Source organism: Pseudarthrobacter sp. TAF60_1 (genome assembly GCF_052113505.1).
In the GTDB taxonomy this organism is placed as follows: domain Bacteria; phylum Actinomycetota; class Actinomycetes; order Actinomycetales; family Micrococcaceae; genus Arthrobacter.
Genome location: NZ_JBFRDI010000002.1, coordinates 108,142 through 129,013 on the forward strand (window position 1 = coordinate 108,142; position 20,872 = coordinate 129,013).

General features: G+C 65.5%; 18 protein-coding genes. 7 read left to right on the top strand and 11 right to left on the bottom strand.

The features are described from left to right. Nucleotides 1-66: 66 nt before the first annotated feature. Entirely contained in the window at nt 67-261 is a 195-nt protein-coding gene (locus AB4Y73_RS02780) for a three-helix bundle dimerization domain-containing protein (RefSeq protein WP_441868135.1), read from the bottom strand. A 90-nt stretch (nt 262-351) separates the two neighbouring features. On the opposite strand from AB4Y73_RS02780, the gene AB4Y73_RS02785 reads away from it, so the two are divergent. Next, nucleotides 352-765 (top strand): hypothetical protein, encoded by a 414-nt coding sequence (locus AB4Y73_RS02785; protein ID WP_441868137.1) that lies wholly within the window; start codon nt 352-354, stop codon nt 763-765. A gap of 204 nt (nt 766-969) precedes the next feature. Here the strand turns inward: AB4Y73_RS02785 and AB4Y73_RS02790 are convergent, their stop codons facing one another. Next, nucleotides 970-1,707 (bottom strand): DUF4386 family protein, encoded by a 738-nt coding sequence (locus AB4Y73_RS02790; protein ID WP_441868139.1) that lies wholly within the window; start codon nt 1,705-1,707, stop codon nt 970-972. A gap of 325 nt (nt 1,708-2,032) precedes the next feature. Between AB4Y73_RS02790 and AB4Y73_RS02795 the strand changes: the two genes are divergently transcribed. From AB4Y73_RS02795 to AB4Y73_RS02815, 5 genes are all read left to right on the top strand, one after another. Further along, nucleotides 2,033-2,779: a hypothetical protein gene (locus tag AB4Y73_RS02795; RefSeq protein WP_441868141.1), complete on the top strand. Its 747-nt coding sequence runs from the start codon at nt 2,033-2,035 to the stop codon at nt 2,777-2,779. A gap of 10 nt (nt 2,780-2,789) precedes the next feature. After that, nucleotides 2,790-5,954, top strand: coding sequence for an HAD-IA family hydrolase (locus AB4Y73_RS02800; RefSeq protein ID WP_441868143.1), 3,165 nt, complete (start codon nt 2,790-2,792; stop codon nt 5,952-5,954). Between the two features lie 16 nt (nt 5,955-5,970). Next, nucleotides 5,971-8,565, top strand: a complete 2,595-nt coding sequence (locus AB4Y73_RS02805; RefSeq protein ID WP_441868145.1) for a cation-translocating P-type ATPase — start codon at nt 5,971-5,973, stop codon at nt 8,563-8,565. A gap of 76 nt (nt 8,566-8,641) precedes the next feature. Then, a complete protein-coding gene (ppsA, locus tag AB4Y73_RS02810; protein WP_441868147.1) occupies nt 8,642-11,044 on the top strand; it encodes a phosphoenolpyruvate synthase in 2,403 nt (800 codons plus the stop codon). Next, on the top strand, nt 11,041-12,066 hold the full coding sequence (locus tag AB4Y73_RS02815; protein WP_441868149.1) for a 6-phosphofructokinase: 1,026 nt from the start codon (nt 11,041-11,043) through the stop codon (nt 12,064-12,066). The genes ppsA and AB4Y73_RS02815 overlap by 4 nt, the downstream gene beginning before the upstream one ends. Nucleotides 12,067-12,091: 25 nt before the next feature. On the opposite strand, the gene AB4Y73_RS02820 is transcribed toward AB4Y73_RS02815, so the two are convergent. Then, complete coding sequence (locus AB4Y73_RS02820; RefSeq protein WP_441868151.1) at nt 12,092-12,514, bottom strand: Hsp20/alpha crystallin family protein; 423 nt, start codon at nt 12,512-12,514, stop codon at nt 12,092-12,094. Nucleotides 12,515-12,694: 180 nt separating this feature from the next. Between AB4Y73_RS02820 and AB4Y73_RS02825 the strand changes: the two genes are divergently transcribed. After that, nucleotides 12,695-13,159: a pyridoxamine 5'-phosphate oxidase family protein gene (locus tag AB4Y73_RS02825; protein WP_441868153.1), complete on the top strand. Its 465-nt coding sequence runs from the start codon at nt 12,695-12,697 to the stop codon at nt 13,157-13,159. 61 nt (nt 13,160-13,220) lie between these two features. On the opposite strand, the gene AB4Y73_RS02830 is transcribed toward AB4Y73_RS02825, so the two are convergent. The 8 genes from AB4Y73_RS02830 to AB4Y73_RS02865 form a co-directional block, all read right to left on the bottom strand. Continuing rightward, complete coding sequence (locus AB4Y73_RS02830; protein ID WP_441868155.1) at nt 13,221-15,707, bottom strand: HAD-IC family P-type ATPase; 2,487 nt, start codon at nt 15,705-15,707, stop codon at nt 13,221-13,223. A gap of 8 nt (nt 15,708-15,715) precedes the next feature. After that, nucleotides 15,716-16,168 carry a flavodoxin family protein gene (locus AB4Y73_RS02835; protein WP_441868157.1) on the bottom strand — a complete coding sequence of 151 codons (453 nt, stop codon included), beginning with the start codon at nt 16,166-16,168 and terminating at the stop codon, nt 15,716-15,718. Beyond that, entirely contained in the window at nt 16,165-17,220 is a 1,056-nt protein-coding gene (locus AB4Y73_RS02840) for a zinc-dependent alcohol dehydrogenase family protein (protein WP_441868159.1), read from the bottom strand. The genes AB4Y73_RS02835 and AB4Y73_RS02840 overlap by 4 nt, the downstream gene beginning before the upstream one ends. Nucleotides 17,221-17,383: 163 nt before the next feature. After that, entirely contained in the window at nt 17,384-18,223 is an 840-nt protein-coding gene (locus AB4Y73_RS02845; protein ID WP_441868161.1) for a universal stress protein, read from the bottom strand. Further along, nucleotides 18,210-18,725 (bottom strand): universal stress protein, encoded by a 516-nt coding sequence (locus AB4Y73_RS02850; protein WP_441868163.1) that lies wholly within the window; start codon nt 18,723-18,725, stop codon nt 18,210-18,212. Before AB4Y73_RS02850 ends, AB4Y73_RS02845 begins: the two co-directional genes overlap by 14 nt. After that, nucleotides 18,709-19,179, bottom strand: a complete 471-nt coding sequence (locus AB4Y73_RS02855; RefSeq protein WP_441868165.1) for a universal stress protein — start codon at nt 19,177-19,179, stop codon at nt 18,709-18,711. The genes AB4Y73_RS02850 and AB4Y73_RS02855 overlap by 17 nt, the downstream gene beginning before the upstream one ends. Nucleotides 19,180-19,257: 78 nt before the next feature. Then, nucleotides 19,258-20,157 carry a zinc-dependent alcohol dehydrogenase family protein gene (locus AB4Y73_RS02860; RefSeq protein ID WP_441868167.1) on the bottom strand — a complete coding sequence of 300 codons (900 nt, stop codon included), beginning with the start codon at nt 20,155-20,157 and terminating at the stop codon, nt 19,258-19,260. A 106-nt stretch (nt 20,158-20,263) separates the two neighbouring features. After that, nucleotides 20,264-20,731 (bottom strand): pyridoxamine 5'-phosphate oxidase family protein, encoded by a 468-nt coding sequence (locus AB4Y73_RS02865; protein WP_441868169.1) that lies wholly within the window; start codon nt 20,729-20,731, stop codon nt 20,264-20,266. Nucleotides 20,732-20,872: the final 141 nt, after the last annotated feature.

Here is a 20,872-nt window from a genome sequence, read left to right on the forward strand (position 1 = left end):
TACGTACCTACACTCTAACCGGGATGGCTGCCCAGTGACGAACCGGTGAGAGGTCGGCCCCGTCCCTTACGGACGTGCGAGGCGCAGTTTGGCGGCCCGTTCGACGAGGACGGGGACGTAGTCCCGGATGGGACCGTCGTCAAGCAACTCGTGCTCTTCGGCAACGATTTGCTCTATGGCCGAGCGGTCTTTATCGGGAAAGCGTTCGGCCAGCCGGTCCATGACTTCCATGAGCGCCCGGGCTTCAGGTTCTTTGGTCATTCCCAAAGTTTCGACCCCCGCACACAGGACAGTCAACAGGCATATGTCATCCCCGTGCGCACCAAACCCGGGGGCCGCTAGGCTCGCCTTGTGACGAGTTCGCAGAACGGCAACGAGCGCTATGTGGTCCGCCCCTGGTGGAGGGCCCGTTCACTGCCTTGGGCAGCTTTGGTTGTTGGCGCCATCATCGTGACAGCCATCGCCCTGGAACGGACAACGCTTTTTTTCTACGCGACGACCCCCGAGTTCATCGAGCGGCTGCGGGTGGGGCGGCTGGTCATGCTGGCCGGGGCTGCCATGTCGCTTGCAGCAGCTATTTGGTCGCAGGTCCGGGGTCATCCCCTCTGGGTGACGGTCTGCGTGGCCTCGCCGGCAGTACTGGTGGGCATGGCGATCATGATCATGACCGTGCCGTCCCCGGCTCCTCAAATCGCCGCTCTCATCGCCCTGCCGGCAGCAATCGCGGGACTCATCGGAGGCCTGTTTGCCCACCCCAGGGGCTGATCCTGATCGGGAAATAAACACCACATGATGGGGGGCCGACGGTGGCTGGGGGCGGTGCGCACGGTCTCGGTGCGCATCACTCACCGCCGACCCCGTTCACCACACTAGGGGCAGGCGCCGGCCTGATACACGAGTAGTCGCTACCTCATTCGCAGGTTTGGGGCTACCCGGGTGTACGGCAGCCGCGCCGGCCAGGTACGCGTCCTAGCCGTTTCCAGGCGTCGGGCGAAGGCGCATCAGGCTGACGCCCACGGCAATGAACCACGCCCACAGCAGCACCCCGTACACCCAGTAGAACTCCGGTACCGCAAAGCGCAGTGCCTCACTGAAGACTCCGAGGCCACCGGTGACCAGCCCGAGCCAGGCAACGGCGCGTGGCATGACCCCGCGGAGCATGACCAGGGAGATGAGGAAGATGCCCACCGGCGACAGAAGGCCGGCTATGGCGGGAGTGTTGTTCTCGGCAATGATCGCTTCCGCCGCCGTGGCGAAGACGCTCCGATCACGTTCCGTTCCGGCACTCGCATACATGTCGCTGAGGTACACCAAGCTGAGGGAACCCCGGCTCGACACCGGAACGGCCAGCAACAGAGCCCAGGGGAGTCCTCCGACGACGGCGGCCAGGAGCGCCAGGCTCCTGCCCACCGGGGCCAGAGCCACGAAGAGGGCAACGAACACGATGACCGGCAGGATGCTGGGGAGGATCCACAGCAGCTGCTCGCTGATGTAGAGGGCCTTGTTCGCGGCAATAAATTCAAGGGTCGTCGTACCACCGTGCACCGGCGGCGGCGCGATGAAATCGATGACCAGGGCGGCGATCAGCAGCACGACAAACAGGACGGCGGCCGCCCCCGCGAACCGGTACAGGGCAGACCACGCGTCGCTGGCTTCCTCACCCGGAGCAAGGGGGCGCGCGCTGCGGGCACGTTTCGGTTGCCTCATGACGCGAGGCTATAGGGGAATCGGCCGGGTGTTCAGGGCCGAAGGGCCCCGCAGCAGGTGATCCGCACTGAGTCAGCCCCGCACTCCGTAGGCCCCGTTCCGGTTCCCCAGCCGCCGGCGTCGTCCGTTGTAAAGGACCAAAGCCCCTGCCGTGGCGGCGGTTCGCATGCTTGAGTGGGCACGGCAGCTTCCATCGCGTCGTCAGGAAGGTCATGGGGTTGTGATCAGTAATCTTCGGTGTCACAGGGCCCTCTGGGCGGCCACCGGTCTTCTGGCCCTTGTCGCGGCGCTCTGGGGTGTCGCCGATCCAGGGATCTATTCGGGTGTGGTTACGCCTGACCTTATTCCCGGTGCCTATTCGCAGGACCTCATCTCCGTTGCGGCGTCGGCTGCCCTGATCTTCCTCGCGCTGCGAGCCGGACACGGCAAAACCAAGAGCCAGATTCTTGCCCTGGGCCTGCTTGGCTACCTCTTCTATGCCTACGGCATTTACGTCATCGAGCGAACCTACAACGGGTTTTACCTTGTCTACATGGCAATTTTCGCCCTCTCATTCTGGACGTTGATGGCGGCCGTAACAGCCTTCAGGAGGGATCCCCGGGTGCCGTCGCTTCCGCGTGCCCTTCGGATTGTGTCCGCGTCCGGGGCGCTCCTGCAGCCGCTGATTTTCTATCCGCTCTGGATTGCCATGCTGTTGCCCCTGATGAGCACCGGGAACCAGATTGATTCCCTGTACTCGGTCTTCATCCTTGACCTGTGCTTCATCATGCCCGCTTTCCTGCTGCTGGGTGTCCTGACGTTCAAGTCCCGGCCGCTAGGGTTGGCGCTCCTGCCAGCCCTTTACGTACTGGGTTTTACCCTCATCTTTTCCCTTGCGCTCGGTGAGCTGGTGAAGCCTCTGTTTGATGCGGACATGAATTTTCAGGCCTTCTGGCTTTCGCTTGCGCTCTCCACGTTTTTCGCGATCCTCGGCGGCCTGCACCTGCTCAAGCTGCAACTTCCCGCACAGCCGGCGGATGGGGACCGGCGGCAGGCAAAGCAAAGCCCGCTCGATGCCCCAACCAGGCACTGACGGGCACGCCATGGCTGAATCGCCTACCGCCGCCGCGGCGTTGTCGCCTTTCGACGCCGTGATCTTCGACCTCGACGGGGTGGTGACGGACACGGCGACCGTGCATGAGGCGGCCTGGAAACAACTATTTGATGAGGTTTTGGAAGACCCGCGGCTTACAGGGAAAGCCCGAACAGGACCATTCACCGCCGCTGATTACCTGGATCACGTGGATGGCAGGCCGCGCGAAGATGGCGTGCGGTCCTTCCTGGCCTCCCGTGGTGTCACGCTGCCGGACGGCAAGCCGAGCGACGCCGCGGGGGAACTCACGGTGAGCGGCCTGGGCAAGCGCAAGGACGGGCTCTTCAAAGAACTGCTGGGGCGCGATGGTGTCCGCACCTTTCCTGGGACGGTGGCCCTGATCGAACGGCTGCGCGCATCACGGATCCCCGTGGCCGTGGCAACCTCGAGCCGGAATGCGTCCGCTGTTTTGGCTGCTGCAGGCCTCTCCGCCATCTTCGACCTGGTGATGGGCGGAGTCATTGCCGCTGAGCTGGGCCTTCCCGGCAAACCCGACCCCGCGGTGCTCCTTGAGATCGTGCACCGGTTGGGCGTCCCGCCGGCGCGCGCCGTGGTGATCGAGGATGCCGTCGCAGGGGTGGAGGCCGCCCGGCGCGGCGGTTTCGGCCTGGTGGTCGGCATTGACAGGGCAGGCAGGCGGACCGAACTGGAGGCGGCAGGCGCCGACGTCGTACTGACTGATGTGGGACAGCTGGACCTCGGCCGCGTCCTCACCGACCCGTGGCGCCTCGTCTATGAAGGCTACGATCCCGCCCATGAAGGACACCGGGAGGCTCTGACCACCCTGGGGAACGGGTACCTTGCTGTCCGCGGCGCCGCTCCCGAAAGCAGGATGAGCGAGATCCACTACCCCGGCACATACCTTGCAGGGGTCTACAACAGACTGGTGAGCACGGTGCAGGGCCAGACTGTCGAGGACGAGCACATGGTCAACGCTCCCAACTGGCTGATGCTGGACGTTCGGCTGGAAGGTGCCGACTGGTGGTCCAGGGGTGGCCTGAAAGTTCTGCGGGAACGGCGGGTGCTCGACATGCGCCGGGCGACCCTCGAACGGGAAGCAGTTCTGGAAGCACCGGACGGGCGGCGGTTGGCAGTGAGCCAGCGCAGGTTCGTGTCGATGGCCCAACCGCACCTCATGGCCCTCAGCACATCCCTCACGGCCCTGGAGTGGAGCGGCCCGGTAGAGGTCCGCTGCGGAGTGGACTGTGCAGTCACCAACGAGAACGTCCCGGAAGACGCGCTGCTGGCCCACCACCACCTGGTCCGGCTGGGAGCAGCAGACCCGGCTGACCCGGTCCCGGTGGTGGAAGTGGAAACAAGCCAAAGCCATATCCGGATCGCCACCGCCTTGCGTACCGAGATCTCCGGAAGGAACGACGACGGCGTGTCCGGGGAGGAGGAAGGGGTTTACTTTCGCTCCTGGGATCTTCAGCTGACCGACGCAGTGGCCGTGGTGATTACTAAGACGGCGGCAGTGGTCACCTCCCGTGACCACGCAATCTCCTCGCCTGCCGTGGCCGCGAGGTCCGTGCTGAGGACCGCCAGCCCCGACTTTGAGCGGTTGCTCTCCGAACACGAGGACGCCTGGGGCAGGCTCCTGGGTCTGTTCGCCGTTGAAATAGACGGCAGCCCCGAGGTACAGCTCATCATGAACCTTCATGTTTTCCATTTGCTGCAGACGCTCAGCCCGCACACCGCTGAACAGGATGCCGGCGTACCCGCGCGCGGACTGCACGGTGAGGGCTACCGCGGCCACGTCTTCTGGGACGAACTGTTCGTCCTGCCCCTCCTCACGTCCAGGATGCCCTTCGTAGCGCGTTCGGTGATCAACTACCGCTGGCGCAGGCTCCCGGCGGCCCGGGCAGCCGCCGCCGCAGCAGGGCTGCGCGGAGCACTCTTCCCCTGGCAGAGCGGCAGCGACGGAACGGAGGAGACACCCCTCTGGCTCTATAACCGGCGCTCCGGCCGGTGGGTGCCGGACTACTCACACCTTCAGCGGCACGCAGGTCTCGCCGTCGCCTTCAACGCATGGCAGTACTATCTGGCCACGCAGGACAGGGAATGGCTCCTGCGGCACGGCGCCGAGCTGATTGTGGAGGTGGCACGGTTGGTGACCTCCATGGCCGAACACGACCGGCAGGAGGACCGGTTCCACCTTCGCGGAATCATGGGTCCGGACGAATATCACACCGGCCATCCGGACAAAGAGGGGGCAGGGCTGGACGACAATGCCTACACGAACGTCCTGGCCGCGTGGGTGTGCGCCCAGGCCTGCGGCGTCATGACGACGCTCCAGGGCCACGACCTCGAAGAGCTCCAGGCGCGCCTGGCCATCACTCCTTCGGAAGAGGCACGGTGGAGCCACCTCAGCAAAAGAATGTTCGTACCGTTCCACGACGGCATCATCAGCCAGTTCGCCGGGTACGACCAACTCCAGGAACTCGACTGGGATCACTACCGGACCGCCTACACAAACATCGAACGCCTGGACCTGATCCTGGAAGCCGAGGGGGACAGCACCAACAGGTACCGGCTGGCCAAACAGGCTGATGTGCTGATGCTGCTCTATGTCCTGGGCGAGAAGGAACTGACGCGGTTCCTGGCCGGGCTCGGCTATGACGTAACCGGCGCGCAGATTGCAGCGACGGTCGATTATTACCTCGCCCGCACGGCGCACGGCTCCACCCTCAGCCGGGTGGCCCATGCGTCGGTGCTCGCGGCCGAGGACCCGGAGCGGGCCTGGAGTACTTTCCGTGAGGCTCTGAGTGCCGACCTTGACGACACCCAGGGAGGCACCACCCGGACGGGTATCCATCTTGGCGCGATGGCAGGAACCATCGACGTGGTGCAGCGCAGCTTTGCGGGCCTCAGATTCACCGGTGACGGGCTCCTCTTCTCCCCGAAGATGCCTCACGGGATCAGGACGGTGTCCTTCCAGGTCCGTTACCGGGACCATCTGCTCGCAGTCAATCTGGGACACGGCCTGTTGACCCTGACGGCGGCGCCCGGAGATGCTCCCGCCATTTGGCTGCAGGTGGGCCCCGAACGTACCCTCCTCGGCGCAGGCGAGACCAGGCAATTCCCGCTTGCCCCCAGCCAGCGCTTAACCACGTGATGACGATGGAGTAGCAGTGGCGCCACGAGAAGGTCCGCGCCAAGCAGTGCCGGACGCGACCGGGCTGAGCTCCGAACGTGCGGCGGCACTGCTGAGGGATTCAGGGCCCAACGTTCTTCCGGAGGCCAAGCCTGTGCCTCAGTGGCGCAAGCTCCTGGGCGAGCTGACTCATTTCTTTGCCCTGATGCTGTGGTGCGCGGCGGTCTTGGCATTCGTCGGAGGGATGCCGCAGTTGGGTGTTGCCATCATCGTGGTGGTGGTAGTCAACGGGATCTTCGCCCACATCCAGCAGGAACGCGCACAGCACGCGGCCGCAAAACTGCGCGGGCTGCTGCCGGCTGAGGTGTCCGTCCGCCGGGACGGGCATCCCCGGCGAATTCCCGCCAGCGAACTGGTCCCCGGTGACACCGTCATCCTGACGGCGGGAGACAGGGTGCCGGCCGACGTCGTGCTGGGTCTTGGCTCAGGCTGTGCCGCGGACGAGTCCCTGCTGACAGGCGAAAGTGAAGCCGTACCGAAAATCAGCGGCGAGCCGGCTTGGGGCGGGACATTCCTCGTCAACGGCGCGGCAGAGGCCGAAGTGATCCACACAGGCGCGAACACCAGGCTGGCCGGAATCGCGAAGCTGACCAGCGGGACCGTATCGCCGCCAACACCCTTGGCCCGTGAGCTGCGCCGAATCGTCCGGCTCATAGCAGTCGTGGCGCTGGCCGTTGCTGTGGTCTTCTTCCTTCTGTCCCTGCTGGTGGGCATCCCCTGGAGCGCTGCCTTCCTCTTCGCTATCGGAGTCGCGGTGGCCCTGGTCCCGGAAGGGCTGCTGCCGACCGTCACGCTTTCCCTCGCCATGGGAGCCCAGCGGATGGCGGGGCGGAACGCCCTGGTCCGCAATCTGGAGGCGGTGGAAACTCTGGGGTCCACCACTTTCATCTGCACTGACAAGACAGGAACCCTGACACAGAACCGGATGAACGCCGTCGAAGTCTTCACCGCTGACGGCCGGGTGAAGGTGACGGGGGAGGGTTACCTGCCGGTTGCCGGTATCGAGGGAACCGCCGTGGCCGCAGCAACCCGCGCAGCGCTCGCCGCACGCGCAGCGTCCCTGGGCCGGGCCGTCCAGCACGGCGATGAGTGGCGCGCGGAGGGCGATCCAATGGAGGCAGCCCTTGACGTCCTGGCCCGCCGACTCTCAGGGTCTGCCCTTGAAAATGCGAGGCCTGACAAGAGGTTCGCGTTCGACCCCAGGCGTCGCCGGGAATCAGTCATTGCCGGCACCACACTCTTTGTTAAGGGTGCGCCCGAATCGGTCCTGCCGCTCTGCGGCGCGTCCATGGACGCTGCGTCGGAGGAAGTTGACGCCATGGCCTCGCGGGGGCTGCGGGTCATCGCGGTGGCCAGGCGTGAGCTGTCCGGCCGTGTGGAGGACTGGCTGGAATGCGAAGCGGAAGAGGCCGAAAGGGACCTTGTCCTGCTCGGGCTGGTGGCCCTTCATGACCCGCCCAGGCAGGGCGTGGACGAAGTGATCCGGACCGCCCGCGAAGCCGGCATCCGGATAGGCATGATCACCGGGGACCATCCCGCAACGGCCGCCGCCATCGCCCGGGAAATCGGACTGATGGGAGCACCGGAGCTGGTCCTGGAGGGATCACAGCTGCCGGAGGACGAACAGATCCTCGGCGCCATGCTCGACAGGGACGGCATTGTGGTCAGCCGGGTCTCCCCGGAACAGAAACTCCGCGTGGCCAAGGCCCTGCAGAGCCGGGGCCATATCGTGGCCATGACCGGCGACGGCGTCAACGACGGTCCCGCTCTCCAGGAAGCCGACATCGGGGTGGCCATGGGACTCAGCGGGACGGACGTAGCCCGGGAAGCTTCCGATCTGGTGCTTCTGGACGACCACTTCGGCACCATCGTGGCGGCAATCGAACAGGGCCGCGCCACCTATGCCAACATTCACCGGTTCCTGACTTATCACCTGACGGACAACGTCGCCGAACTGACGCCCTTCATTATCTGGGCACTCTCGGGCGGCCAGTTTCCCCTCGCGCTTGGCGTGCTTCAGATCCTCGCCCTGGACATCGGCACCGACTTGCTGCCCGCCCTCGCCCTCGGGGGTGAGCCGCCGGGGAAGGGAGTGCTGAAGCGGGCACCGGAGAGGCGTCACCTGATGGACCGGCGGCTGATGTTCCGGGTGTTCTGCGTGCTGGGCCCGGTGGAGGCGCTGGTGTCCATGACGGCGTTTTCGGTGGTGCTGTTCAGCGGCGGCTGGACACGCGGCGACCCGCAGGACGCCGGGTTGCTGATGACGGCGTCCGGGGCCGCGTTCACCGCCGTCGTGCTTGGCCAGTTGGCGAACGCGTTTGCATGCCGCAGCGCTACCCAGCCACCCTGGAACCAGGGGTGGTTCACGAACCGCCTGCTGCTTTGGGCGGTGCTGGCCGAACTCGGGGCCCTGGCTGTCTGCCTCTACGTCAGTCCCGTATCCGCGGCACTCGGGCAGCTCCCGCCGCCGGCCATCGGTTTCGCCGTTGCGGTACTGGCCGTTCCTGCGGTCCTGGCAGCGGACTGGGCACACAAGAAGCTACGGCGGTCTGCGGGCAGCCGGGCGGAATAACCCCCGCTTGTCCACGCCGGGGGCCACGGGACCAAAGACTCTGATGTGGGTGCGGTTGTCCCGGAAGGATCGGACCATGGCTGATACGATGGCGACTACTGGCGTTCACGTGATGTGGTTCGAAGATGTGGGGATGGGCGACGTGCCGGCCGTCGGCGGCAAAAACGCGTCGCTGGGTGAACTGACCCGCTCCCTGATGAGCTCCGGCGTCCGGGTGCCGGAGGGCTTCGCCACCACAGCCGCCGCATACCGTGCCTTTGTAGCCACCAACGGCCTCGAGGCGCCAATACGTACCTCGCTGGAGAACTACCGCGCGGGCCGGGCAACCTTGCGCGAGGCCGGGGAGGCAATCCGGGAGCTTATTCTCGAAGGCCAGTTCCCTCCCGACATCGCCGCCGCCATCCGGGAATCATACAGGGCATTGTCCGAACGCACGGGACATCCCAGAGCCTCGGTGGCGGTGCGCAGCAGCGCCACGGCCGAAGACCTCCCGGACGCGAGTTTCGCCGGCCAGCAGGAAACGTTCCTGAACATTTCCGGAGAACGGGAGCTCCTGGAAGCCTGCAGGAAGTGTTACGCCTCCCTGTTTACCGACCGGGCCATCTCCTACCGGGAAATTAAGGGGTTCGATCATCTGGAGGTGGCCCTGTCCATCGGCGTGCAGCGGATGGTGCGCTCAGACATTGGCGCGTCCGGGGTGATGTTTTCCATCGATACCGAGTCAGGGTTCCCGCGCAGCGTCCTGATCAGTGCTGCGTGGGGGCTGGGGGAGACCGTGGTTCAGGGAAGCATCAATCCCGATAAGTACCAGGTATTCAAGCCGTTACTGGCTGACGCGCACTTGATGCCGATCATCGAAAAGAGCATGGGCGCCAAAGAACGCAAGATGGTCTACAGCCGCGGCGGGCATGCCCGCACCAGGACAGTGGACACCCCTGACCAGGAACGCCGTTCCTTTGTCCTCACTGATGCCGAGACGGTGGAACTCGCCCGCTGGGCAGTAGCGGTAGAGGAACACTACGGCCGGCCGATGGACATGGAGTGGGCCAGGGACGGTTCCACCGGGGAACTTTTTATGGTGCAGGCACGGCCGGAAACTGTTCAGGCGAGGCGCAGCGGCTCCGTCTTCAGCGTTTATCACCTCCGCGAGTCAGGCCGGCTCCTGGCCGAAGGCGCCGCGATCGGCGAATCGATCGCGCACGGACTCGCCTGTGTGGTGCGGGACGCCAAAGACATCGAGGATTTCCGGGACGGCTCCATTCTGGTCACCCAAATGACGGATCCTGACTGGGTTCCCATCATGCAGCGGGCCGCCGGAATCGTGACTGACCACGGAGGTCCCACAAGCCATGCCGCCATTGTCAGCAGGGAACTGGGCGTCCCCGCTGTCGTAGGTACCGGCAACGGCACCTCGGTGCTCGAGAACGGCAAACCCATTACCCTTTCCTGCGCAGGGGGAGAGGACGGGCAGGTCTACGAAGGTACCCTGGCGTTCGACGTCGAGCAGGTTGACCTGGGGGCGCTGCCTGAGACGAGGACCGCCGTCATGGTCAACATCGCAAGTCCTTCAGCCGCCTTCCAGTGGTGGCGCCTGCCCGCGGCAGGAGTCGGCCTGGCCAGGATGGAATTCATCATCAGCAACCTCATCCGGATCCATCCCATGGCCCTGGTCCATCCGGAACGGGTGACCGATCCCGGCGAGGCTGAGCGCATCAGGGAGCTCACCCGCGGCTATCCGGACCTGAAGGAGTACTTCGTCGACGTGCTCGCTACGGGCATCGGAAAAATTGCGGCGCCCTATCACCCGAACCCGGTGATCGTCAGGCTCAGCGACTTCAAAAGCAACGAGTACGGCCACCTGATCGGAGGCGGCTCCTTCGAAGTTGCCGAGGAGAATCCCATGCTGGGCTTCCGCGGGGCCTCGCGCTACTACAACGACCGCTACCGGGAAGGGTTCGCCCTCGAATGCCGCGCGCTGAAACGGGTGCGCGAGGAACTGGGGTTTTCGAACGTCATCGTGATGGTGCCGTTTTGCCGCACACCCCACGAGGCAGACCTGGTGATCAAGGAGATGGCGGACAACGGCCTGGTCCGTGGCGAGCAGGGACTGCAGGTCTACATGATGTGCGAGATCCCCTCCAACGTCATTCTCGCCGCGGAGTTTGCCGGCCGCTTTGACGGGTTCTCCATAGGTTCCAACGACCTGACCCAGCTTGTCCTCGGGGTGGACCGTGACTCCGAACAGCTGGCGGGGCTGTTCGACGAGCGGGACGCGGCCGTCACCTCAATGATCGCGCAGGTCATTGGCAGCGCCCACGCGGCCGGGATCAAGGTAGGTATCTGCGGCCAGGGCCCGAGCAACCATGCAGATTTCGCGGAGTTCCTGGTGAAGGAGGGCATTGATTCCATCTCGCTCAACCCGGACACCTTCCTCAAGACCGTCCCGGTAATCGCCGCCGCCGAGAAGTCCGTTTCGTGACCCGTCTGGGCATACTGACCAGCGGCGGGGACTGTCCGGGAATTAACGCTGTGATCCGCGGTGCTGTCCTGCAGGGGATCATTACCTACGGCTACGAGTTCGTCGGTTTCCGCGACGGCTGGCGCGGGGTGCTTGACCGGGATTTGGTCCCGCTGCCGCGCCACTCCGTGCGGGGGCTCTCCCGCCTGGGTGGGACCGTTCTTGGCACATCGCGTACCAACCCGCTCCGGGACGGCGGGCCCGAGGCGGTCCGCAACAGCCTTCTTGAGCTGGGCGTGGATGGCCTGGTGGCCATCGGGGGAGAGGGCACGCTGGCGGCGGCACAGGACCTGTCAAACGCCGGGATCAAGGTTGTGGGGGTTCCGAAAACCATTGACAACGACCTTGATGCCACCGACGTCACGTTTGGGTTCGACACAGCCGTCCAGACGGCGACCGAGGCGATCGACAGGCTCCGCACCACGGGCGAGTCGCATCACCGGTGCATGATCGCTGAAGTCATGGGCCGGAACGCCGGCTGGATCGCCCTGCATGCGGGGATGGCGTCCGGCGCCCACGCCATCCTTATTCCCGAGCACCGGGTTCCGTTGGGGCAAGTCGCCCGGTGGGTGCAGTCCGCACACGACCGCGGACGGGCGCCACTGGTGGTCGTGGCCGAGGCATTTGTCCCGGAAGGCCTGGACGCGCCGTATTCGCCGCGCGGCCTGGACTCTTTCGGCAGGCCGCGGTTGGGCGGGATCGGCATGCTGCTGGAGCAGGAATTGCAGGAGCTGACCGGGATCGAGACCAGGGCCACCGTCCTGGGGCACATCCAGCGCGGCGGTGCCCCGACAGCCTCCGACAGGGTGCTGGCAACTCGGCTGGGCATGGCAGCTGTGGCCTCAGTTGCGGAGGGACGTTGGGGAACCATGGTCTCCCTGCGCGGCACCAGTATTGTGAATGTCGGTTTGGCGGCCGCGATTGGCCGGCTCAAGACCGTGCCTGAGGACCGCTACCGGGAGGCAGCGGTCCTCTTCGGTTGACCATTCGGTTGGGCAGGAGCACGCATCAGCCGCGGGTTACCTGGATCTTCCTTGCGGGAGGCTGCTGCGCCTTCACCGGCACCGGGCTCCGGACCTCCAGCACACCGTCCTTGTACGAGGCGGTGATGTCATCCTGCTGAACGCCGTCAGGCAGTGCCAGCCGGCGGACGAACGAACCGTACCGGAACTCCGAGCGGTAGCTGTCCTTCTCCTTTTGCTCGGACTGTTCCCTGCGCTCCGCCTTGATTTCGAGGGCGCCGTCAACGATCGAGACGCTGACATCCTTCTCCGGATCGATGCCCGGCAGTTCGGCGCGGACAACAAGCGTGTCGCCTTCAACAGATTCCTCGACACGGATGCCCGACGCCGCGGTGTCACCTTCAAAAAGCCTTTCGATCATTTCGACGGGGGAGCGCCGGGTGTCAAACCACTTCATCAAATCAGCCATTGTCTGCCTCCTTGCAATGATGGCCGGTGGGGATAAAAGGTTGGTGCCTCTTAAGACTCCTGCCCCGGACCGGACGGACCCAGAGGCTTTGGTCCCGCGAAGCGGCAGCAACCACGAAGCGCGCTGCGGCGCGCCCGTCACGCACACCGAAGGGGGCCCGTTGGGGGCTAGGATCAGTGCATGAGCAGCTCCCCCTCAGAGTCTCAAATCGAAGTCCTCGCCCCGGAAGACTGCTGGGAGTACCTGCAGTCCTCCTACATTGGGCGGCTGGCCGTGATCAACGGAGCCGTCCCGGAGATCTTCCCGGTGAACTTCATGGTCGTCGAAGAAACGGTGGTCTTCCGTACGGCGCCCGGCACGAAACTCCGCGCCCTCCTTGGAGGCACCGCCGTGGCCTTCGAGGTGGACGGCCTGAACCCCTACGGCACCGAAGTTTGGAGCGTTGTGATCAAGGGGGAGCCGGGGCCCTTCGACGGGGATCCGGCAAGCCTGCAGGAGGCCGGGCCTGACCGCGAACCGTGGCAGCCAGGGCTCAAGGAGCATCTGGTGCAGATCCGCCCGGCCGACATTTCCGGACGAAGGTTCGCCGTGACGCCGCGCTCACGCTGGTGGCCGCCGCAGGACTTTTCGGCGGACTGGCTCTAGCCAACTGGCTCTAGCCAACTGGCTGTACACACCCCGCCTCCGAACGTTGGTGCTGTCCGCGTCATTTACCTGCGGGCGTCAGTCCAGATTGATCGATCGGATACCGTCGCGCGTGGAGCCGGCCGGCTACCAGCACGGCCAGGATGGCGGCGGCCGCGGCAGCAAGGGAGGCCGCCAACAGTTCGGGCGGAGGCCATTCCAGCATAAAGAAATCCGTCAGGAGCGGCACGGTCATCAGCACAATTAGCCCGGCGCACATGGCAGCCACAACGGCCAGCCGGAGCCGGGTGACGGGGCGGCTGACGGCCGCCAGAACGGTGAGCGCCACCAGCGACAGAGTCAGAACCGAGGCTGTCCGGCTGGCGCCGGGGCTGAAACCCCCCACGGCCATGGAGTACGCCTGCACGGCAAGGACCGCCGTCGTCACAATAACTCCTGCCGGGATGGCGAGGGATAGCGAGCGCCGCAGGAATCCAGGCCGGTAGCGCCGCGTGTTGGCCATCAGCGCCAGGAAGAACGCAGGAATGCCGATAGTGAGGCCGTCCGTGGCGGAGAGTTGCCGGGGCAGAAACGGATAGCTCCACGTCAGGGCTCCGAAATCAACTGAGAGGCACACGGCGTAGGTTGTTTTGCTGAGGAACAGCACCGAGACCCGCTCGATGTTGGCGATCACCTGGCGGCCTTCGGCGAGCACCGCGGGAAGCCGGTCGAACCGCCCGTCCAGAAGCACCAAACGGGCCACAGCCTTCGTGGCCGGCGCCGCGGTGTCCATGGCTATGCCGATGTCCGCTTCCTTGAGGGCAAGGGCGTCATTGACACCGTCGCCCGTCATGGCGACGGTGTGGCCCGTTCCCTGCAATGACAGAACCATCTCCTTCTTTTGCGCGGGCGTGACACGGCCAAACACGGAAAAACTGTTCAGCGTTTCTTCCAGCAGAAGCGGATCTGACGGCAGGTGCCGTGCGTCGTAGCCGCTTCCGACGTCGAGCCCCACCTCACGTGCCACGGCCGTCACCGTCCTGTGGTCATCGCCGGAGAGGATTTTCACGTCGACACCTTGCTGCCGGAAGTACGCGAGGGTCTGCGCGGCGTCCGGACGCACCTTCTCCCGGAACGTCAGGAGGGTGGCAGCAGCCAGCCCCGCGGGCAGCTGCACGTCGTCGTCGGGGTCCGCGTCAGGGAGCACGTCAGGCGTGTACGCCAGAACCAGGGTGCGCAGGCCCTGTGACGCCAGCCGGCGGGACTGAACAAGGAGATCCTCTGTGGACGCGCCGCCTCCCCTCTGGTCGCCCCCTGCGAACACCATCTCCGGGGCACCCAGAACCCATGTTCCCGCGGCTGCATGCGGGCGTTCAAAACTGGCGGCGCTCCATTTCCGGGCGGACGAAAAGGGAACGACGGCGGCCGGGGCGGCGCTGCCGTCCGCCGCGAAAGTGGGTGCCAGACAGCGGGCGGTGGCATTGGCGTGGGGATCGGCTCCGAACCATCCCAGGGCCTCCCGCCATCCCGTGGGAAGCTCCTGTCCGGTGCCGTGAAGGCCGGTGTCGTGAACGTCATCGAAGACCACCCTGCCTTCGGTGAGGGTGCCGGTCTTGTCGATGCACAGGACATCAACCCGGGCCAGCCCCTCCACGGCGGCGAGTTCCTGCACCAGCACGTTGAGGCGGGCGAGCCGGGCACCGCCCACGGCGAACGCCACACTGGTCATGAGCACCAGGCCCAGCGGGATCATGGCGATGGCCGCGCCCACCGCACCGACGAGTGCCTCCTCCCAGGCGCCCGTCCTGATCGCGGCATCCCAGCCGCCCTTGGCCTGCATTTGCCCGTTGGTGAGGATGGCCACGACCGGGAAGAGGGCCCACGTGATCCATCGCAGGACCCGCTGGATGGCGTTGCGGATCTCCGAATTGACCAGGGAGAAGCGCTTGGCTTCGGCGGTGAGCCGGCTGGCGTACGAGCCGGCGCCGACGGCCACCACCCGCGCCCGTCCCTGGCCTGCCGTGACGGTGGAACCTGACAGAACGGACGAGCCTCTGTCTTTGCCCACGGGATCTGATTCCCCGGTGAGGACCGACTCGTCCATCTCGAGACCGTCGTCGTCGATGACGATGCCGTCAGCTACAACCTGGTCACCGGCCTGCAGCACGCAGACGTCGTCCATCACCACATCCGCAACGGCAACGTCCTGAACGCGGCCGTCACGGAGGACGCGGGCTCTGGGAGCATCCAGGACGGCCAGCTTGTCGAGTAGCCTTTTGGCCCGGTACTCCTGGACAACGCCGATAACGGCGTTGCTCAGCGCGGCAAAGCCGAACAGTGCGTCCTTCCACTGGCCCAGCAGGAGCAAGAGCAGGAAGCAACCGCCAACAATGCCGTTGAACAACGTCAGCACGTTCGACCGAAGGATCAGCCACAGGCTCCGGCTCGATTCCTCCGGTGCTCCGTTGGCCAGGCCTGCCAGCGTCCGTTCCCTGACCTCCGCGGCGGAGAGGCCGGACCCTGCGGGAGCGTCAGCCCCTGCCGGATAGGGAACCGCTGCCGCGCTCACCCAGCTCCTCAATGTGCCGGCGGGAGGGCTGCAGCCAGCGCTTTGGCCCAACTGGCTGCTCTCTCAAGTTCCCCGCTGCGGAGGGGCCCCTCTGTGCCCCGGACGTAGAACGGGGCCGGGTCGGAGATGATGGTGGCACCGGCTTCCTTGAGCAGCTTCGTCATTTTCCTGGCTGCATCGCCGTGGATGAAAAAGCGGACGCGGGTATCGAACGCCGCCGCGTGGACGCCCCGAAGCTGGCCGTTGACCAACCGGGCGAGCAGTTCGGTGATTTTGGGTGTGGGGCGCCAGCCATTGATGGGGGAGCCGAGGACCAGGAGGTCACCGGCGGACAGGATTGCCGGGTTGAAATCCGTCACGGCCACCGCTGCAGCGTTGAGGGGTTTGAGTCCCTGCACCACGGCGTCTGCAACGGCCTTCGTGTTCCCGTAGGCGGAGTCATACACGACGTGGGCTGTCATGCCGAGATGACCACCTTCAACGCGTTGGTTTCCGCAGCCCGGGCGAAGGTGTCGTAGGCCTCCAGAAACTGGTCGAAACTGAAGTGGTGCGTGGCAAATTTTTCTGCCGGCAGCTTCTTCTGGGCCACGAGCTTCAGCAGCATGGGTGTGGTGTTGGCGTTCACGAGCCCCATGCTGATGTTGATGTTCTGGATCCAGAGGCTCTCCACGTGGAGTTCCACGGACTTGCCATGGACCCCGACGTTGGCGACGTTCCCGCCTGGCCGGACGATCTCCGTGCACATGCTGAAGGTCGCGGGAATGCCCACTGCCTCGATGGCCACGTCCACACCCTGGCCGTCGGTCAGGGCCAGCACCTGTTCCTTCCAGTCGGCGTCGCCTGAAAGCACAACGTCAGTGGCCCCAAACTCGCGGGACTTCGCCAGCCGGTTCCGGTCCAGGTCCACCGCGATGATGCTCGCCGCTCCATAGAGCCCCGCTGTGGCGATGGCGGCCAGACCTACCGGGCCGGCTCCCACTACTGCCACCGTGTCGCCGGGCTTGACCCGGCCGTACTGCACGCCGATTTCGAAGCCCGTCGGCAGGATATCGGACAGCATGACGGCCTGCTCATCGCTGACCCCGGGCGGCAGGAGGTGCAGGGAGTTTTCCGCGTAGGGGACGCGGACGTATTCGGCTTGCGTCCCGTCGATCAGGTGGCCGAACACCCAGCCGATGCCCGGGGCTCCCTCGTCACCCATGCAGTGCGAATAGAGGCCCACCTTGCAGTTGGCGCAGTGGCCGCAGGACTTGATACACGAGATGATGACGCGGTCGCCCGGTTTGAGGGTTGTCACCGAGGAACCAACCTCCGTGATGGTGCCCACACCCTCGTGGCCCAGGATTCGGCCTTCCGTTACCGCCGGTACATCGCCCTTGAGAATGTGCAGATCGGTCCCGCAGATGGTGGTGGTGTCGACTTTGACAATGGCATCGGCGGGGTTGCGGATTGCCGGATCCGGCACGTCTGTCCAGGACTTCTTCCCCGGGCCGCCGTAAACGATAGCTTTCATGGCCGTTCCTCGCTGTTGTTGATCATGGGGTTCCACGGGGCGGGCGGAACGCTGCTCCACCTCAACCATGGCGTCCGTTTGCCGCGAGGGTAAGGGACAAAGGTCCCGGAAAGTCCGGCGGCGGTGCCTGGCCTCGGCGGCGTGGTCAGGTTGTTGGACGGGTTCAGGTGCGGGCGATGAGCACAGGGCCTGTCGCGTGGTGGAGGACAGCATGGGCATCAGATCCGATGGTTCCTCTCAGGAGGCCGTGGCCTTTGGTTCCGACCACCATGAGGGCGGCGCCACGGGAGGCATTGAGGAGCGCCCGGGGCACGGAGGCATCCCGGACAAGTTCCTGGCCGACCGCCACGTTCGGAGCAAGGGCCTTGGCGTCCTCAGCCACGCTGCGGAGGCGGCGCCGGGCCGCCTCGATGCCTCTTCCTGTTGCGTAGGTCAGGCCGTCGTGGGGCCGGCTGACGTGGATGATCATCAGTTCCGCTTCTGTGGCACTGGCCAGGTCACAGGCGAGCTGGAGCGCTCCCTCGGACCCGGACGAGTCAACCCCCACCACAACGCGTCCCTGGGGGTGGTTATCAAGGCGGATCACCGCTACTGGGCACGAGGCCGTGGCGGCCAGCTCCAGGCTGACGGATCCTACGAGAAGCCCGAGGAATCCCCCGATTCCGCGGCTGCCAAGCACCAGCATGCGGGCATCGCCGGCCATCCGCCGGAGATGGCCTGCGGGCAGGCCGTACAGGAGGCTGCCCTGGACCTTGACACGGGGCGCTACGGACCGTGCCTCAGCTTTCCCCTCCTCAAGGACGGCTTGGGCCTGATGTTGAAGTCCACTGCCTGCGATGCCTTTGACCGGTCCTAGGTCATTGGTCAGCAGCGGCCATAGCGAGCAATGAACCACGTGCAGTTCACAGCCAAAAAGAGCTGCGTGCCGGGCAGCCCAGCGCACAGCGACGGCCGCCTCAGCCGACCCGTCGTAGCCAACCACCATGCGGTCAGTCGGGGGCATGGCTGGACCCGGTCTGGCCACCCCAGTCTGCGGAAAGCTGCCCGGGAGCAACCGAGAACGCTGCCGGCACGTCAGAGCCATGCACCACCAGAACAGGGCATTTTGCGTGTTCCGCCACTGCCGCGCTCACCGCACCCAGCAGCAGGCCTTCAAAGCCGCCACGGCCCCGGCTGCCCACAATCACCATCTGCGCAGTTCGGCTTTCTTCCATCAGGACTTTGGCCGGTGCCCCTTGGGAGGCGACCATTTCGAGCCCGGCGGGAGGGGCGCCGTCGAACGCCTCGTCTACTGCAGCCGCGCAGACGCTTTGGGCTTCCTCCTCGGGGTTCCAGAGGAGGGGCGTGAACGTTCCTACTGCGATTTGGAACTGCCAGGACGTTACCGCCCGGATGTGGGCTTTGAGCAGCGGGGCCATCGCCTGGGCCCAGCGGAGGGCCGTGATGGACGGAGCGCTCCCGTCCACTCCCACCACTATGGCGTTCAGGTCACGGGTTTGTTCCATGGTCTTCCCCGGCCTCCTGGCTGACCACCACTACCGGGCAATGCGCGTGTGCCGTACAGGCAGCGCTTACCGAACCCATGAGCTGTCCCAGCAGGCCGCCGCGGCCCCTCCGGCCCACGACGAGCAGTTGGGCGTTGCGGCTTTCGTCGACCAGGACCTTGGCAGGCGAACCCACTTTGACAACTGCAGAGAGGTGTTCCGGGCGTTCCTGTCCGAAGGCCCTCTCGATGGCCTGCTCCATCAGGCGGCGCGCTATGGCCTCAAGTTCCGCCGGGGTATCGAGGTCCCCTCCGGGGGGCACCCGTTCCGGAAGGTAGAAGTCGGAGTAACCAAGGCACGTGACGACATTTAGCGGGGCGCCCAATGCGGAGGCCAGGCGGCCGGCGAGGCGCAGGGCCGCGGGGGAGTATTCCGAACCGTCAATTCCAACCAGGATGCTTTTGCTTTCGCTCATGGCAATACCTTTCCCCAGGATCCGGCCGTGCGCCTAGGGTCGAAGGGCACCAAAGGGGGCCGCGGTTCCGTCCGCATGTCAGGCCGATCGGAGGAGGACGGCAGCCCCTGTGAACCGGTCCCGGGAAAGGTCAAGCAGGGCCTGGTCCGCCTCTGTCCAGGGGTAGGCAACAGTGGTGGGGTTGAGGGGGATTTTCTCTGCCAGTGCCAGGAATTCCAGGCCGTCGGCTCTGGTGTTGGCCGTAACACTGCGGAGGCGGCGCTCCTGGAAGAGGTCCTTTTGATAGTCAAGGGCCGGAATGCCGCTCAAGTGTATTCCGGCGACCGCGAGGGTGCCTCCGCGGTCCAATGCCCTGAGCGCAACGGGCACCAGCTCGCCCACGGGCGCGAAAAGGATGGCAGCGTCCAGCAGTTCGGGCGGGGCGGCGTCAGCCGGTCCGGCGAACCGGGCCCCCAATTCCAGGGCAAGCTCCTGCGCAGCCGCTGACCGTGTCATGACATAGACGCTGGCGCCTTCGTAGATGGCCATCTGGGCCGTCAGGTGGGCTGATCCGCCGAAACCGTAGATGCCGAGCCTGCCGCCCTCGGGGAGGCCGGAGCACCGAAGCGCCCGGTAGCCGATGATCCCTGCGCAGAGCAGAGGCGCGGCTTTTTCATCGGAGAACACCTCGGGGAGAGGGTACACATAGTCCTGGTGGGCGACCATCAGCTCCGCGTAGCCGCCGTCGGTGTCCCACCCGTTGAACGTGGGGCTGAGGCAAAGATTCTCCGACCCGCGCCGGCAGAATCTGCACGCCCCGCACGTCCGGGCGAGCCAGGCTGCCCCCACACGATCGCCTAGGCGGAACCGGGAGGTGCCTGCTCCCAGCCCCACCACCTCGGCCACTACCTCATGGCCGGGAACCCTACGGGCGGCACGGGGACGGAGGTCTCCTTCGGCAAGGTGAAGGTCTGTGCGGCAGACGCCGCATGCTCGCACGGACAGCAGGACTTGACCCGGGCGATGGATCGGGACGTTCGCCCAGCCGCAAGGGGCCGGACGCGATGGGGCCGGGCTCCTCCACCCACCATGCCCTCATATGTGGTCATTCCAACCCGGCGCGGGTTGCCTCATCCAGGGAACCGCCCCAGGTAAGCGGCGCAGATATCCTGAAACGCCGTCCACTGACTTCCTCCGGCACAATCCGCAGGAAGTGATCCTTGCGGCCCGTCTCCCAGGGAAAGAGCAAATGCCCGATGGAGGCCACGAGCTCGGGCGTGTTGGGCAGCGCCGTTGCTGACCCTTTCACTACAACGCTCCAGGCGACGCCTGCATCCGTGTCAGCACCATCAGCCTCCAGCGCCACCATTTTGCCCAAGGCAGACGCCAGCTTGGTGCCGGCACCGGTCCGGAAGACCAGTGATTCCTGATGGACCCTGTAGTTGATCGGAAAGATTTCGGGGTGGTCCTGCACCCAAACGGCAAGACGGCCCACGGAAGCGCCCCGCAGCAGTCGCCAGCATTCTTCCGTCGGTAGTTGGGCGGTCTCCGGTATCGATGCATCTGTGGTCATGCCCACGAGCATAGGGTCGGTAAGGTTGGGGATGTAGGGCACAAAGACCCGTAATCCCGGCCTGCGGTGATGGAGGAAATGCTCAGTGAGGCGTATTCTGTGTGCAACTGCTGCAGCCGGTCCACTTACGTGTGCGTCAAA

Excerpts from the sequence above, each read along its gene's own strand:
- AB4Y73_RS02780 (WP_441868135.1), bottom strand. The coding sequence starts at position 261 with ATGACCAAAGAACCTGAAGCCCGGGCGCTCATGGAAGTCATGGACCGG.
- AB4Y73_RS02855 (WP_441868165.1), bottom strand. The coding sequence starts at position 19,179 with ATGAGCGAAAGCAAAAGCATCCTGGTTGGAATTGACGGTTCGGAATAC.
- AB4Y73_RS02850 (WP_441868163.1), bottom strand. The coding sequence starts at position 18,725 with ATGGAACAAACCCGTGACCTGAACGCCATAGTGGTGGGAGTGGACGGG.
- AB4Y73_RS02820 (WP_441868151.1), bottom strand. The coding sequence starts at position 12,514 with ATGGCTGATTTGATGAAGTGGTTTGACACCCGGCGCTCCCCCGTCGAA.
- AB4Y73_RS02825 (WP_441868153.1), top strand. The coding sequence starts at position 12,695 with ATGAGCAGCTCCCCCTCAGAGTCTCAAATCGAAGTCCTCGCCCCGGAA.
- AB4Y73_RS02790 (WP_441868139.1), bottom strand. The coding sequence starts at position 1,707 with ATGAGGCAACCGAAACGTGCCCGCAGCGCGCGCCCCCTTGCTCCGGGT.
- AB4Y73_RS02840 (WP_441868159.1), bottom strand. The coding sequence starts at position 17,220 with ATGAAAGCTATCGTTTACGGCGGCCCGGGGAAGAAGTCCTGGACAGAC.
- AB4Y73_RS02845 (WP_441868161.1), bottom strand. The coding sequence starts at position 18,223 with ATGCCCCCGACTGACCGCATGGTGGTTGGCTACGACGGGTCGGCTGAG.
- AB4Y73_RS02865 (WP_441868169.1), bottom strand. The coding sequence starts at position 20,731 with ATGACCACAGATGCATCGATACCGGAGACCGCCCAACTACCGACGGAA.
- ppsA (WP_441868147.1), top strand. The coding sequence starts at position 8,642 with ATGGCTGATACGATGGCGACTACTGGCGTTCACGTGATGTGGTTCGAA.
- AB4Y73_RS02835 (WP_441868157.1), bottom strand. The coding sequence starts at position 16,168 with ATGACAGCCCACGTCGTGTATGACTCCGCCTACGGGAACACGAAGGCC.
- AB4Y73_RS02800 (WP_441868143.1), top strand. The coding sequence starts at position 2,790 with ATGGCTGAATCGCCTACCGCCGCCGCGGCGTTGTCGCCTTTCGACGCC.